General features: G+C 35.1%; 14 protein-coding genes and 2 riboswitches. Of the genes, 2 read left to right on the forward strand and 12 right to left on the reverse strand.

The genetic code is table 11. The annotated features are described in order from the left end of the window. Window positions 1–58: 58 nt before the first annotated feature. From AC3IS5_RS11040 to AC3IS5_RS11070, 7 genes are all read right to left on the reverse strand, one after another. Entirely contained in the window at window positions 59–1882 is a 1824-nt protein-coding gene (locus AC3IS5_RS11040) for an Ig-like domain-containing protein (protein ID WP_489424457.1), read from the reverse strand. Window positions 1883–2071: 189 nt separating this feature from the next. Then, window positions 2072–2264: riboswitch (cobalamin riboswitch) on the reverse strand. 159 nt (window positions 2265–2423) lie between these two features. Beyond that, window positions 2424–2582, reverse strand: coding sequence for a hypothetical protein (locus tag AC3IS5_RS11045; RefSeq protein ID WP_053415343.1), 159 nt, complete (start codon window positions 2580–2582; stop codon window positions 2424–2426). A 149-nt stretch (window positions 2583–2731) separates the two neighbouring features. Then, window positions 2732–4177: a sodium/pantothenate symporter gene (panF, locus tag AC3IS5_RS11050; protein ID WP_489427865.1), complete on the reverse strand. Its 1446-nt coding sequence runs from the start codon at window positions 4175–4177 to the stop codon at window positions 2732–2734. Next, the gene (locus tag AC3IS5_RS11055; protein WP_489424458.1) at window positions 4177–4443 is read right to left on the reverse strand and encodes a YhdT family protein; all 267 of its coding nucleotides are present in this window, start codon (window positions 4441–4443) and stop codon (window positions 4177–4179) included. Before AC3IS5_RS11055 ends, panF begins: the two co-directional genes overlap by 1 nt. Window positions 4444–4928: 485 nt before the next feature. Further along, window positions 4929–5720 (reverse strand): putative hydro-lyase, encoded by a 792-nt coding sequence (locus tag AC3IS5_RS11060; protein ID WP_489424459.1) that lies wholly within the window; start codon window positions 5718–5720, stop codon window positions 4929–4931. Window positions 5721–5741: 21 nt separating this feature from the next. Continuing rightward, entirely contained in the window at window positions 5742–6962 is a 1221-nt protein-coding gene (locus tag AC3IS5_RS11065; protein WP_489424460.1) for an NRAMP family divalent metal transporter, read from the reverse strand. A gap of 14 nt (window positions 6963–6976) precedes the next feature. Next, on the reverse strand, window positions 6977–7738 hold the full coding sequence (locus AC3IS5_RS11070; RefSeq protein ID WP_489424461.1) for a LamB/YcsF family protein: 762 nt from the start codon (window positions 7736–7738) through the stop codon (window positions 6977–6979). A 211-nt stretch (window positions 7739–7949) separates the two neighbouring features. Between AC3IS5_RS11070 and pxpB the strand changes: the two genes are divergently transcribed. Both pxpB and AC3IS5_RS11080 read left to right on the forward strand, forming a co-directional pair. Beyond that, complete coding sequence (pxpB, locus tag AC3IS5_RS11075; protein WP_489424462.1) at window positions 7950–8675, forward strand: 5-oxoprolinase subunit PxpB; 726 nt, start codon at window positions 7950–7952, stop codon at window positions 8673–8675. Further along, window positions 8672–9667 carry a 5-oxoprolinase subunit C family protein gene (locus tag AC3IS5_RS11080; protein WP_489424463.1) on the forward strand — a complete coding sequence of 332 codons (996 nt, stop codon included), beginning with the start codon at window positions 8672–8674 and terminating at the stop codon, window positions 9665–9667. The genes pxpB and AC3IS5_RS11080 overlap by 4 nt, the downstream gene beginning before the upstream one ends. Window positions 9668–9795: 128 nt before the next feature. Here the strand turns inward: AC3IS5_RS11080 and AC3IS5_RS11085 are convergent, their stop codons facing one another. The 5 genes from AC3IS5_RS11085 to AC3IS5_RS11105 form a co-directional block, all read right to left on the reverse strand. Then, window positions 9796–10251, reverse strand: coding sequence for a GNAT family N-acetyltransferase (locus tag AC3IS5_RS11085; protein WP_489424464.1), 456 nt, complete (start codon window positions 10249–10251; stop codon window positions 9796–9798). A 43-nt stretch (window positions 10252–10294) separates the two neighbouring features. After that, window positions 10295–11032 (reverse strand): cyclase family protein, encoded by a 738-nt coding sequence (locus tag AC3IS5_RS11090; RefSeq protein ID WP_489424465.1) that lies wholly within the window; start codon window positions 11030–11032, stop codon window positions 10295–10297. 77 nt (window positions 11033–11109) lie between these two features. After that, a riboswitch (SAM riboswitch) is annotated at window positions 11110–11205 on the reverse strand. Between the two features lie 392 nt (window positions 11206–11597). Next, window positions 11598–13322 carry a putative bifunctional diguanylate cyclase/phosphodiesterase gene (locus AC3IS5_RS11095; protein ID WP_489424466.1) on the reverse strand — a complete coding sequence of 575 codons (1725 nt, stop codon included), beginning with the start codon at window positions 13320–13322 and terminating at the stop codon, window positions 11598–11600. A gap of 534 nt (window positions 13323–13856) precedes the next feature. After that, complete coding sequence (locus AC3IS5_RS11100) at window positions 13857–14402, reverse strand: GNAT family N-acetyltransferase (RefSeq protein WP_489424467.1); 546 nt, start codon at window positions 14400–14402, stop codon at window positions 13857–13859. 132 nt (window positions 14403–14534) lie between these two features. Beyond that, window positions 14535–15491: a tyrosine recombinase XerC gene (locus tag AC3IS5_RS11105; RefSeq protein ID WP_489424468.1), complete on the reverse strand. Its 957-nt coding sequence runs from the start codon at window positions 15489–15491 to the stop codon at window positions 14535–14537. Window positions 15492–15828 lie beyond the last annotated feature (337 nt).

Below are 15828 nucleotides of genomic sequence, written 5' to 3' on the forward strand. Positions count from 1 at the left end.
TATAGATGGGAATAGGGTGCTGGAGAAAAACTCCAACACCCTTCCTATTTCTTTCAAATTATTTCGTTTTAACGGTTACTTTTGATGCATTACTTTTGTTTCCGGCTTTGTCTTTGGCATAGACTGTCAATTTAGTATTAGCCTTTTGATTTTTAATTTTAACAGTAAATTGACCTTTACTATTTACAGTGCCTTTACCGATAGACGTTTTACCTTTTAATACATACACTTTTGCACCTTTTTCAGCTGTCCCTGTAACTTTACTAGTTGAAATTGTTACTTTTTTTACTGATGGTGCTTTAGGAGCGGTTTTATCAGCTACTTTTACTGTGTATGCTTTACTCTTATTTTTAGCTGCATCTGTGACATAAATTTTCAATGTTGAATTAGCTTTTTGCTTTTTGATTGTTAAAGAGTATGTGCCTTTCGTAGATGCAGTTGTTGAAGCTAGTAGCTTAGAGCCGTTATAAATCGTAACTTCCGCGCCTGCTTCAGCTTTGCCTTTAACAATTGTTGTTTGATCACTAACTATATTAGCTGTTGCAACTACTGGTGCTGTAATATCTTTAACAACTATTGAGGCATTGTTACTTCTTACACCATCAGCATTTTCTGCAATTGCAATAATATTGCTTCCAGCTGCTTGCTTTTTAATTGTTACGGAGAAATTCCCTTTAGCATCCGCTTTAGCTTTGTTCAGTAAATTATTGTTATTGTAAATATAAACAGTCGCATTCGCTGTAGCTTTTCCTTTAACAACAGTTGCGCTATCACCAATAGAATCCACTACAGGTGCAGCAATATCTACTGCGTAGAACTTGATAGACTCTGTAGCATCAGACATATCATAAATACGATTTTTTCCATTTTCAAAGCGATCATATGCAGCAAGTGCACGTAAACCTTGCTCCGATGACATTAGGTTTGGAATTTTAAGTGATAAACCGCTCTTTAATCCACCCGTAGCACTATCTACAAAACTTACTAGGTTAGAAACAGCCCAGTTACCATCACCTTTAATGAAACGTGGATCCGTCTTTGGATTTGTTTGATTAGACGATAAATTGATGATGAATTGAGATACTGTTTCAGGGCTGTCACCTTTTGCCCATTCTGAGTAGAATCCAGCTTGTTCACCTAATTCTTTGCCTAAATAATCATTTGCTTTTTCAACAGCTGCTTTTACCTTGGCATCATTTGTATAAGGTGCTAAAGTAGTAGCCGTCATAGACGTTGAATCTTTATCAGACCCATATGCTAGAGCCCACGCAAATGACCCATCTTCAAATTGATCTTTTACTAAATCATTTACTAATTTCGTTCTTGTAATCTCTTCGTATTTCGCTTCATTTGATAAATCATAATTTTTCGTATCAATAGCGTTTAAGAAATGAAATTTATTCCCATTAGTTAATTTTTTTGCTTCTTCAGTAGCCAAATATGTATCATACATGGACTTAACTAGATCATAGCCCCCAACATTACGTGGATCTTTGTTGATAGCTGTTAATGCAATAATGACTTTTGAATACTTACCAACGTCTTCAGAGATTTTGCCGTCTTTACTTTTAATCTCGTTAACAAGATTGTTGTAATAAGTTTCATAGTATTTAGATGGAACTGGAATGCTAGAACGAGCGAAATCTGTTACATAGTCTTCATCACCGAATGATGGGTTAGGCACTTGTTGCAGTAAAAATGCCGCTGTTGAATTTAAAACGTTCTTATAACTAACATCTTTCGCTGGTACTTGAACTGTCGCTGACGTATTTTCTGCAGCGTTTACTGTCGACAACAATTGTCCCGGTAGTTGTGAAAAGGCTAATAAACTTGCCATACCGATTGGTGCTACCCATTTTCTTACCCATTTACTTGTGTACATGTTGAAATCCCCCATATCTTTTTGTGAATTATTTCGAGTTTTTACTTCAAAAGGATAAACATATATATAAAAGGGCAAAAAAATATCCCTTTACACAATGTAAAGAGAATTTGGACGGCGAAATGCCAAAAAAATGTACAATTATACACAAAAAAGGCCTTCGATGCTCCAAATCTCCCCCTCGAAGATTGAAACTACATTATAAAAGCAGGTCTCCTGGCTTGTGTATCTATTTACTCTTGTCCCTTCCCAGCGCATTTAACATGCACCAGTGGTTCGCAACAATTTCATCCACACTTACAGTAGCGGGGCTGCATCGGATTTACACCGATTTCCCTATTAGCTTATGATGAACATAAGCACTCTTATAAGAAATATTTAATTGTCTATTCATCTAAAGTATTTCATAAAAGTATTAGAATGTAAATTATTTTTTTGTATTTTAGTAAGATTCAGATTTATTCCGCTTAAAGTCATAAAAAATCAACAAAACCCTACCTGTTTTAGCAACGGGTAGGGTTATTATAAAATTGCTATGGCATCAGACTTCGTAATCACCGCTTCCCTTCGTATGTTGATTGAATGCGTTTAATTGCTCTACTGTTAAGTTTCTCACGTAAAGATAAAAATTCATCGACTCCATACCATAATTTTCACAAGCTAGACAGTACGTTTCATAACCTTCTCTATACATTTCCATATAAACCCTCCTGTTATATAACAAATTAATTATTTTTTATTAATATATAACAGTTAGAGTTATCTGTCAATTAATTTCACAAAAATTATTAACCGATTTTTCCACAAAAAAACACCAAACTTTATAATTGAAAGTTTGGTGTTTCCCTATTAAATGATCGATTTTCCAGTATTAACTTTGTCCTTCGTAACAAGACTTACTACAACAAATGCTACTAAGGATAAAATAATCGGTAACGTAACCGTATGCATACCGAATACACTTGGCATTATTTGATCAATGTAGATATAAGATGAAATCCCGATAATCATTGATGCAATCGCACCGTATTTGTTTCCGGTTTTCCAATAGAGACCGAATACAACCGGCCATAGGAATACAGATTCCAATCCACCAAAAGCAAATAAGTTCAGCCAAATAAGTAAATCTGGTGGGCGTAGAGCTACTAGTACAACTGCGATACCAATGATAGTAGTGACATAGAAACTTACTTTTTTTATCTGTGCATCTGATGCAGTTGGTTTTATATAGTTTAAGTAAATATCTTTTACTACCGTAGAACTTACTAAAATAAGTAAAGCATTAACGGTAGACATAATGGCTGCCATTGGAGCAGCAAGAACAATTCCCGCTAAGTAAGGTGGTAATACTTTTAGCGTCAGTAAAGGCATCACTTTATCGCCTATTTCTACGCCTGGTAATACCGGACGTGCTAGTACACCGATTAAATGCATGCCAAACATAATTGTAGCAAGTGCAATTGTGCCAATAATAATGGCTAAATGCATGCCTTTTGAGTTTTTATATGACATTGCACGAACGGCAATTTGAGGTAAGCCAATTACACCTATCCCAATTAAAATCCAAAATGTCGATACGTATAATGGCGTTAAACTACGATCTGCCCCATATGGAGATACAAGATTCGGATTTTCAGCGACTAAATCACTCATTATATTTGAAATTCCACCACCAGCAATAACCGTTGCGACAAGTAAAATGATTGTTCCAATGAGCATTACAGAACCTTGAACTGCATCCGTTAATGCTACTGCACGGAAACCGCCAATAATCACATAAATTAATACAGCACCTGCAAAGATAAACAATGCAGCAGAATAGTTTAAGCCTGTTAATGACTCAATTAATCGCGCCCCGCCAATCCACTGAGCTGCCATAGATGCAAATAAGAATAAAATAATACTAACTGCTGATACAATGACAACTGTTTTACTTTGATATCGTTCACGTAAAAAATCAATTAGTGTTATTGCTTGATACTTACGTGCAATAATTGCAAATTTTTTACCGAGAATCATTAAAACGAAATAACCTGCTGGTAACTGTGCCATAGCCAAAAGAACCCAACCGAGTCCTGTATTATAGGCAACACCTGGTCCTCCTATAAAACTCCCCGCGCTACCGTATGTCGCCAACATTGTCATCGCAAGTAAGAAACCACCCATTTCACGTCCGCCAAGGAAATATTCTTGCAAGAACGAATTTGATTGCATAACTTGGCGATTTGCCCATATTCCAATTCCAAATATAAGTACTAGAAAAACCACTAATGGAATAATCACTTGCCATTGTATCATTTGAGTTCACCCTCCTCATCGTCAAATGGCACATCTTTGAAGAGGAATTTAATAACGAAAACTATTAGGATGACCATAAAAATAGTACCTGCAATACAGCTATAGAAAAACCACTCTGGAAAACCAAGTACATATGTATAAGAAGACGGATCTCCTGAGCCCATCCCATAAGCAAAGCCAAACCAAATACTAAAATTGATGATTACAAGAATCACCCCAATGATGGCCTCACGATGCGCAATTTTAAATCGCTTATCATTCATATAACAATCTCCTTTATGACGAATCACAACATATTAAAAATAAGTTGCTTTTATAATAATACGTTCTCATTAAAAAAATTGAAAGTATAGAGTTTAGTTTACATAATATTATTATGTAAACTAATGAAAAATACATATTATGTATATAAATATTTAATTAACATAAATAAGAATAAAAACTACAATAATTTGATTCCGAAGTATCTAAGAGTAGCCTATTTACTCAAATAGATTGAGAGGTTTAAGAATGAATAGCTATAAAAACAACAAAAAGGTCACTACAAGACGAAATTCAACATTATCTAGAACAAGTTAGAGGTGGCATCCCATTCGGCGCTGAGCAAGCTAATAAGTAGTTCATAACTCTAGCTCTGAACCTAATTAATATTGAACTTAGATTACAGTTTTGGCACAGTATTATAAGCAAAAGGTATATAAAAAAGCGCCTCCAAGTTAGCTTTCTAACTTGGAGGCGCTTTAATAACTTAAAGTATGCTTAATTTATCATCTTTTAAATCACTAATGAACATACAACCGGGTCCGTGCGTGATCATAATAGCTGGTTTACTTTCCATCGCTACTGCTTGAGGCGTAACACCACAAGCCCAAAATACTGGAACCTCGTCTTCTTTAATCGTTACAGCATCTCCAAAATCAGGAGTATTCACATCTGTAATCCCAATTTGGCTTGGATCGCCAATATGAACCGGTGCACCATGAACATCTGGAAAGCGAGAAGTAATTTGTACAGCTCGTATTGCGTCAGCATGTTTCATAGGACGCATACTAACAACCATTGGCCCTTCGAAAATACCTGCTTTTTCGCATGGGATATTCGTTTTATACATAGGTACATTACAATCTTCTTCAATATGTCTTACTGGAATTCCACTTGCAAGAAGTGGCGTTTCAAAAGTAAAGCTACACCCTAATAGGAAACATACCATATCGTCTTCCCAATAATCTGTAACATCGGTTACTTCTTCAGTGAAAACACCATCACGATATATTCGATATCTCGGTATATCTTTGCGAATATCTGCGCCAGCAGCAATAGAGTTAGGTGTAAATGACCCAATATCGGTTACATCCACTAGTGGACAAGATTTTGGATTGCGTTGACAGAACAACAAGAAGTCATACGCATATTCTTTCTTTAAAATCACTAAGTTTGCTTGTGTATAGCCTTTTGCCATTCCCGCTGTTGGTCCAGTCCATTCACCATTACGAATTAATTCTCGAATAGCAGCTGGAGCCAATGTATCAAATCGTGTCATCATAATTCCCTACTTTCTTTACTAGCTAAATAGTTTAGGTAATTCGACAATAAGTGTACGTACGCTAAGTACAGCCATAACGACAACAACAAAGATACCAGGAATTGTTAACCATATCGGATGCTTATAATTACCAACAATCTCTTTTTTATATGCTGCGATTAATAATGTTCCAAGTGCAAGAGGTAAAATTATTGCATTGATTGCCCCTACAATAACAAGAATCTTAACTGGTTTACCTATGAACGCAAATGTAATAGTCGAGACAATAATAAAGGCGATAATTACCCAGTTATGATACTTTTCAATCATTGGGTGGAATGAACGAATAAATGATACTGATGTATAAGCAGCGCCTACTACTGAAGTAATTGCAGCAGCCCACATAATAACACCAAACATACGGTAACCAATTTCACCTGCAGCTAATTTAAAGACAGAAGCCGGTGGGTTAGCAGGGTCAATTGCCAAACCTTGATGTACTACACCCAATACAGCTAAAAACAATGCTACACGCATAATACCAGTAGCAGCAATACCTGTTACAGAACTTTTCGTTACATCAGGTAAAGATTCTACCCCTTTAACTCCTGCATCTAGTAAGCGGTGACCTCCGGCGAAAATAATATATCCACCAACTGTTCCCCCAACTAAAGTTACGATTGAAAGAATATCAATTTTTTCTGGTGTAAATGTATTAGCTAATGCATCACCAACTGGTGGCGATGTTGTAAAAGCAACATACATCATTAGTAAAATCATGATAAAGCCAGCTGCTTGTGCAACCTTATCCATCGCTTTACCTGCTTCTTTTACAAGGAAAATGAAAATTGCAAATACTGCACTAATAACTGCACCCATAATCGGATCTAATCCGAGCATGGCATTTAAACCTAGACCAGCTCCTGCAACGTTCCCTATATTAAATGCTAGACCACCAATAACAATCATGATGGCTAAAACAAGACCTAAACCAGGAAGTACTTTGTTGGCAATTTCTTGACCACGCATACCTGATACTGCGATGATACGCCAAACATTCATTTGAGCGAAGACATCTAAAATAAGTGAAACTAGAATAACAAAGGCAAAACTAGCGCCTAATTGTTGTGTAAAGACCGTCGTTTGTGTTAAAAATCCTGGTCCAATCGATGATGTTGCCATAAGGAAGGCAGCTCCTAATAAGACGCTACGTCCTACTTTCTTTCTGCCTTGCCCTTGATCTAAGTTGACCTTTGTCATATGAAAACCCCTTTTTATACGTGAAATGCTTGAACGTTGATGTTATTTTTCTCCAATGTGTTTCGAATATATTTTGCAAATGCAAGAGCATGTACTCCATCCCCATGGATACAAACAGTGTCTGCTCGCAATAATACTTTCGTTTGTTGTTGAGACTCAATATAACCTTCTTTGACCATTGTTACGACTTGATTTACAGACTGTTCCTCGTCTGTTACTAAAGCATCTGATTGTGTGCGTGAAGTAAGTGAACCATCCGCTTGATATGTACGATCAGAAAATACTTCATGAGCTGTTTGAAGACCAAGTTTTTCTCCTGCCTTCGTTAACTCACTTCCAGCTAATCCGAATAACACAAGCTCAGGTGAGACATCATAGACAGCTTGGGCAATAGCCTCAGATAATGCCTGATCTTTCGCAGCCATATTATATAATGCTCCGTGAGGTTTTACGTGCTGCATTTTCTCTCCACATGTAGATAAAAACCCTTGTAGAGCACCAATTTGATAGACGACCATGTCATAGCCTTCTTGAGGAGTAATTTGCATTGGGCGTCGTCCAAAGCCATTTAAATCAGGCAAACCAGGATGGGCACCAATTTTCACACCTTTAGCAATAGCCATTTTAACTGTTTCCCTCATCACTGTTGGGTCTCCTGCATGGAAACCACATGCTATATTAGCTGAAGTAATATAATTTAAAATTTCTTCTTGTTCCCCTAGTTTGTAATGACCAAAACTTTCTCCTAAATCGCAATTCAAGTCTACATGAAACATTTTCTCAGCCCCTTACTAATTCAAAATTGATTTAATGTTAGTTTTTCTAACAACAAAATTTATATTATCACTAAATCATTATTCTGAAAACATTTATTTTCGAACTTTCTCACAATAGTGAATTTTCAATTGTAAATAACTTACTTGTCATTTACCATTATCTATCTATATGATTATATTGTTTCTAATGCAAAATGAGGGGTTGTACATTATGGGAGAAGAATTTAAACATGTTAAATTTAAACCTTTGGGAGATTCAGCAGTAATGGTTCAGATTGGGAATACAATTGATCCGTCAAACTGTACAATTTTACAAAAGTTAGCATCATTACTTGAAGAACAGCCGTTTGAAGGGTTTATAGAAGCTGTTCCAGCATATACAAATATTACAATCTACTATAATCCTTATACTCTTTTTAAGGTTAATGGAAATGTAACATCATATAGCTTTGTATGTCAGTATGTGCAACAACTGATTACTCAAATGACAACAGTTAAACAACACACCCAAAGAGTAGTTGAAATACCCGTTGTCTATGGTGGTGAATATGGACCAGACTTAGAATATGTGGCCGAAATTAATGGCTTAACGACTAATGAAGTCATTCAATTACATAGTGCGAATGAGTGTCTTGTTTATATGCTTGGTTTTGCACCTGGTTTTGCTTTTATGGGAGGCATGAATGAAGCTATAGCAACACCTCGAAAAGAAACACCTAGACTTGCCATTCCCGCACTTTCGGTTGGGATTGCAGGCAAACAAACAGGAATATACCCATTTGAAACACCTGGTGGCTGGCAAATCATCGGTCGTACGCCACTCGAATTATTTTTACCAAATGAAACGCCGCCTTCCCTGTTGCAAGCAGGTGATTGTATTCGCTTTAAACCGATATCTGAAAAAGAATACAAACAATTGAAGGAGACGAGTTCATGACAGTTACAGTTGTTAAACCAGGTTTATTAACTACCATTCAAGATCTAGGAAGATTCGGGTCACAAAAATATGGAGTCATCGTTAGTGGTGCTATGGATGCTTATTCATTAAGAATTGCGAATATTCTTGTAGGTAACTTAGAAAGTGAAGCCGTACTTGAGGTTTCATTATTTGGGACTGTATTACAATTTAATGATGACCACCTTATTGCACTTACAGGTGGAGATTTAACAGCAACAATTAATAATGAACCCGTACCACTTTGTCGTCCATTTATTGTGAAAAAAGGAGACGTATTAAAGTTTAAAAGAGCCAACAAAGGTTGTCGTGCTTATGTAAGCTTTGCTGGGGGTATTCAAGTTCCTACTGTAATGAATAGTAAAAGTACATATTTAAAGGCGGGAATGGGCGGATTTGAAGGTAGAGCATTACAAAAGCAGGATGAAGTGATTATCGGACCTTATACTAAAAAAAATAAAGAAATACATCAATATGCAATACAATTAGTAGGTCCTGCTTCGTGGTCTGTAAATTACAACGAATTAATTTCTTTAAATCAACTTCAAACAATACGTGTGATGCCTGGTACAGAGTGGGATTGTTTTACCACTGAAAGTCAGCATTGCTTAACAAACAACCCTTACACGCTTTCTACAGAGGCTGATCGTATGGGGTACCGCTTTGAAGGGCCAGTGTTATCAATGACAGAGAAATTCGAATTATTATCAGAGGCTGTGACGTTTGGAACAGTTCAAATCCCACCAAATGGTAAACCGATCATTTTAATGGCCGATCGCCAAACAACTGGTGGTTATCCGAAAATGGTTCAAGTCATCACAGCTGATCTAGCTAGTCTTGCACAGTTACAAACAGGTGCTAAAATCAGGTTCGAGCTCGTAACATTAGAAGAAGCTCAACAAGCATTAATATCTAAAGAGCAAAAAATAAAAACTATCGCTACTGCTATTCGCTGTTCTGCAAAGCTTACTTAACATGTAAGAAGTATTGTCCAACAAAATACAGCAGTACAAAGAGAAAGAGCATGTTTTGAATGAAGATTATTCAAAACTTGCTCTTATTGTTTTATAAATTTTTGTAAATAAAATAATGATCAATATACTTATAACTCTAATGTCATAAATGCACTATTCGGATCGTCAATGTAATTAGAGAATGGCTTACAATATTGAAAACCATTTTTCAAATACAGCCTCTTAGCGGGTTCAAAAGCCTCCGTTGCACCTGTTTCTAAACTTAATCGATTATAACCACGGTGCCTAGCCACTTCAATAACATGCTCAAGAATACTTCTTGCAACGCCTTTTCTTAAATATAATGATGAAGTACGCATTGATTTTATTTCACCATGGTGTGCATCCAGTTCTTTAAGTGCTCCGCATCCAACTAATGCACCTTCTTCCCATGCACTCCAGAAAGTAATCTCTGGCTTTTTCAATTCCTCTATATTTAACGCATGTATACTTTCAGGTGGAGAATTTAGTGCCATACCTTGAAGATGCTCCTCCAATAATGCCTTAATTTCATATCCTGATAAATCATCAATTCTAATATCCACAGAGTTCACCTCTCAGTTTCTATTATTCATTTGCAATGAGTATTTAAGGTAGAATAGCAAATGAGCGCACAGGGAAACCAGAAGCCTTCTCAGGTTTAGGTACGATGTTAAAGATGACCGCCCCTTTTGCGGGTAGCTGGTCTAAATTAGTTAGCAACTCTACTTGATATGTATCTTGTTCCAATACATATAGTTCACCTAGTAATGCATTGTTTTGACGATATAAAATGCTAGAGTCCGTATCAAATGTTTCATGCCCAACTGCTTTAATATGACGCTCTTCAAACAAGAATTTTAGTGCATCTACCGACCATCCTGGTGCATGTGGATCTCCCTCTTTATCAAAGTTATTAAATGCTTCAACATCAGGCCAGCGTTTGCTCCAATCCGTACGAAGAGCAACAAATGTACCTGCCTCAATTTCACCGTAATCGGCCTCGAATTTCAAAATATCTTCAACTGAAATTGTGAAATCATGATTCTCTGCTGCATCTTTAGAATGATCTATTACAACGAGCGGCAGTGCAAGCTCTTTTAACTCTAATTCTTCTAAATAACGAGCATTACGAACAAAGTGGATAGGTGCATCTAAATGAGTTCCATATTGTCCAGCAAACGAAAAATTCTGAGCAAAAAATCCATCATCATGTGAAAATAGAGTTGTTTTTTCCAACCCTTTAAATGCGTTGAAACGTGGTGTTTCTGCTCCAAAAGTATGTGTTAAATCGATCCATTTCTTTTCTTTTAACGTTTGTAGTGCATTGATTAATTCTGTTGACATATCCATCACCTCATCATTTTTTTAAACAAAAAAACCTCTTCTTGATAAGAAGAGGTTGGCGATACGTCCATGCACTCTTCTTATCTTCAAGCATACGCTTCTGGAATTAGCACGGTACATCGTCCGTTGCTGAGATTTCACAGGGCCAGTCCCTCCACCTCTCTGGATAAGAAAAAAGTTATTTTGTTGATTCTTAATTTACAACTTTAGAAATCTATTGTCAATAAAATTTAGAAAATTCTTTATAATGTATGATTGTAATAATCTATTATGATAGCTTTTCATTCTACAATAACAGCGTAAGATGTGATTGCCAAACGCTATCCACAGGCTTTGTAAGGGTCTCTAGGCCCCTCTCAGTGTATGTTTTGCTGTAACTGGCTTAAATGGTCCTCATAACAATAATCTCGCAATAGGCGGTTAAAATCTTTACAATATTCTTGTTAAGCTTCGTCTACTATTAGTAGCATAAATAAATTATATGAATAAAAATCATATAAAAAAGGTCACCTCAGTGTATATGGCGACCTTTTTGTATAGCTTTCTAAGTATATAAGACACTTCCCTAAATTCTCGATACATACAATTCATGTAATTTTTCGGAAAATTCATCTGTCGGTAATGGCTTACTAAAGTAATATCCTTGTGCAAAGTCACATAGGTTTTCACGGACGATATACAATTCATCTTCCGTCTCTACCCCTTCGGCAACCACCTGCATACTCAATGCATGCGCTAATTTGATAATAGCAGCCACCATTGCGACATTACTAAGCCCTGTTTTTAAACCATGGATGAACGATTGATCGATCTTCAATATATCAATTGGAAACTGATTTAAATAGCTGAGAGAGGAATAACCTGTTCCAAAGTCATCAATCGCGATGATTACACCCAGTGCTTTTATTTGATTAAACGTTTCAATTAATTCCTCTGTTTGATGCATTAAGCTCATTTCAGTAATTTCCAACTCTAAATTTTTAGCTGGTAAACCTGTATCTTGTAATACTGCTCGTAAATTGTGCACAAAATTTCTTTCTTTCAAATGTATAGGCGAAATATTAACTGAAATACGAATATCAAACCCATATTCATCAAGCCACTTCTTCATTTGTTTACAAGCCCTTTTCAATGTCCATTCACCAATAGAACTAATCAATCCGCACTCTTCTGCAAAGGGTATAAACTTATCTGGAGAAATAAAACCGTAATCCTTATCATACCAACGAATTAAAGCTTCCATTCCGATTAATTGATTTGTTTTTAAATCGATTTTCGGTTGATAATAAAGTTGAATTTCATCCTGAATAATAGCATGACGGAGTTTAGTTTCTAGCAGCAGCAATTGATTATGAGTACTATTCATCGTGTTTTTATATTGTATGTAATTGCTAGCTCTATTCTTTTTAGCTTCAATCAAGGCGACATTCGCACATTTTATTAAGTCCTCTGGTGTATTTGCATCTGCTAGACTTGAGCTTATGCCGATACTAATAGAAGAATAGAATTCATATTGTTCAATCAAAAAAATATCTTCAAAATTGACCATTATTTGATGTGCCTTACAAATGGCATGTTCATTATTCTTCATAATGATGGCAAATTTATCACCACTATAACGAAATAGTGACTTTTCATCTATACCTAATCCTTTCAGGCGAGTCGCTACTTCAATTAGAAATAAATCACCTGTTAAATTACCTAATCCATCATTAATGCTCTTAAAACGGTCAATATCCATCATTAAGAGTGACAATGAAAAACCTTCTTTATGTGCATTTTTGAACAGATCTGCTAAACATATATTCAACATACGACGGTTATACAAGCCCGTCAATTCGTCATGATAAGCAAAGAATTTTAGTTTTTTGATATTTTTTTGTTCCGTTACATCTGTCCGAATCGACACATATTGGTAAGGTCTTCCTTTATCATTCAAAAAAGGTATGATCGTTGTTTGCACCCAATATAAACTACCATCTTTTGCGCGATTACAAATATCACCACGCCATATTTTCCCGCTACCAATCGTACGCCATAATTTCTTAAAAAAAGCTTTAGGATGATGACCAGAGTTCAACAAGCGGTGATCTTGCCCCATTAACTCATCTTTACTGTATTTTGAAATGGTACAAAAATGATTATTTACAAATGTAATGATACCTCTATTATCTGTTATAGCAACTATAATAGATTGGTCCAATGCATGCTGAATATCTATTAATTGTTGTACTGAATACGCATCATTAAGTTGGCTAAGACCCGTCGTTTGACTATAACTTTGGTCCATAAAACCTCACCCCTAATCAGTTCCGGCATTATTCGAGCAATTTCTCTCTTGTTACTATTTTATCACAACCAATATAAGGCTATTATTCAAATTAAAACAAAAGGTAAAAAGTCCTAAATCGAAAAAGCTATGAAACAATACAAGGCAAAGGGAGAGATTCCTATTATCAAATTTTTATATCATTCATATAGTTTTTATAGTAGTTGTGACATATTTTTTCTACAATATATAGGTTTTTAGCTGTAAAATAATTCAAATATATAAATAATAAAATGAAATTAGCTAAAAATCCAATTAGTTCGATTGTCTGGAATGAATAAATGAAACAGAAATTTAATGAGCTACTATTTTTTATTTGCTATTAAAAACATTTTAAAATTCACTATTTCATTTAAGCTTAAATTATATAAAATCAAAAACTTTAGGTAATAGTAACTATTAGATATTTACCTAAATTTTACATGAATTTCTCGATTAGTTTACATAATAATATTATGTAAACTAATAAAAAAAGACCATCATAGATGGTCTCAACTACTTAATTTTCCATTCTTCTTGAAGAATGCTATAAACAGCATGATCTACAAAATGATCGTATAGCCACTCTGATTGACGACTAAAACCTTCTAAAGTCATTCCTAATCGCTCAGGAATCGCTCTACTTCTCTTATTTTCAATAGCAGCACGAATTTCTATACGATTTAGCTTCAAATCACGAAAGGCATAATCCATAAACTTATGAACTGATTTGGTCATAATGCCTAACCCTTCATAGTCCTTCGATAACCAATATCCGATACTTGTAGACCTGTTTGGCCAATTAATATGGTGAAAACCAATAACTCCAACTATGTTACCTTCATATACGATGGCAGTTTGGAAGCCATCATTAGCACAAAATTGCTTTATAGATGACCGAATAAATTGCAATGTATCTCCTACAACTTCAGTTGAATCTATGAATGGCAACCATTCTCTTAAACTCTCTTTTGAGCTCATCATAACTGTAAATAACTCTTGTGCATTATGCTCTTGTAATAACTTCAGTTGCAATTTTTCATCAATCTCTACAGAAAACATATGAAACCTCCTATTCGTAATGTATTAATAAGGAATTATATTATTAATAAAGTACTATGTAAATAGATATAAACTAAAAAATCCGCTAGCTCAATATGAGTGCGGATTTGTATGAAAAATACATTGTTCTTATTAAATTAATTGATTAAATGGATTGTTTTCAATCACTTGTTGGATTTCTTTATCTTCTACATGCGTATAAATCTGCGTTGTAGATACGCTAGAGTGCCCTAAAATCTGCTGTAAACTACGAATATCTGCCCCACTTTTATACATCATTGTTGCAGAAGTATGTCGTAATTTATGCGGTGTTAGCTTTGTTTTATTTAATCCGGATTGCTCGTTAATCTCTTTTACTATTTTAGCAACACGTTGCCTTGTTAAGCGTGTTCCTTTCTGTGATAGAAACAGGGATTCGTTCGTATCTGCGTCTTTGATAGCATAGCGCTCTTTCTTTAAATAGCGTGAAAGAGCATTCTGACAAGCTTCATTTAGGAAAACAGTTCTTTCCTTATCACCTTTACCTGTAACAGTTAAATAGTTACCTTGTATAGAGGTTAAATTCAGTTTACATAGCTCTGTTACACGTATTCCTAAGTTTAAAAAGAAGGTAATCATACAATAATTACGATAATAATGCGTAGATTCCTTTATGCCATCTATGAAAATTCTTGCCTCTTCCATCGTCATATAAATAGGTTGTCTCTTCCCTATTTTAGGAGATTCTAACTCACTAGCGGGGTTTTCTTCTATTAAATGTCGTTTTGATTTCAAATAGTTGAAGAAGGATTTTAATGTAGCACCTTTTCTTGCTCTTGCATGAGCGCTATTTCGTCTTTGCTCCTCGCAATACTCTAAAAACAAGTACATGTCTTCTAATGATATTTCTCGGATAAAATCTATCGTTATGTCTGATATATCTATTTGATCCACTAACTTTATATCCATATCTTGTTGTACAGCTTTTAAGAATCTAAAAAATAATAATAAATCATATTCATATTCTTCACGCGTTCTTTTTGACTTTCCTTTAATTGCTGTTAAATAAACTAGGAAGTCTCTCATTATTTTTGGGTATGTAGTTTGCAAAATTCGTCACCTCTTATACTACTATTTTAGCATAAAAAAGGTTCCCAAATGTGTATTTGGGAACCTTTTATTAAAAAACATTTTTCATCAAAATTTTCCTTATAAAACGGCTTATTTCTCCCAAAAATTAGGTTGCTTCAAATTCGCTCTCAGACGATTCGAGAATGCTATTTATGTACCATAACTGGTCTCGAATCGTTTTTATTTTTCGTGTTCTCTCCCCTATTTTAGCAATAAATCAAAATTGAATATGAGAAACTATCTTATATTAGTTAATAATTGTAATCTACATTGGGATATTATGGAGTATCGATACGCAACTTTCACAACTAATATG

The sequence above is a fragment of the Viridibacillus sp. KH_047 genome (assembly GCF_057838945.1).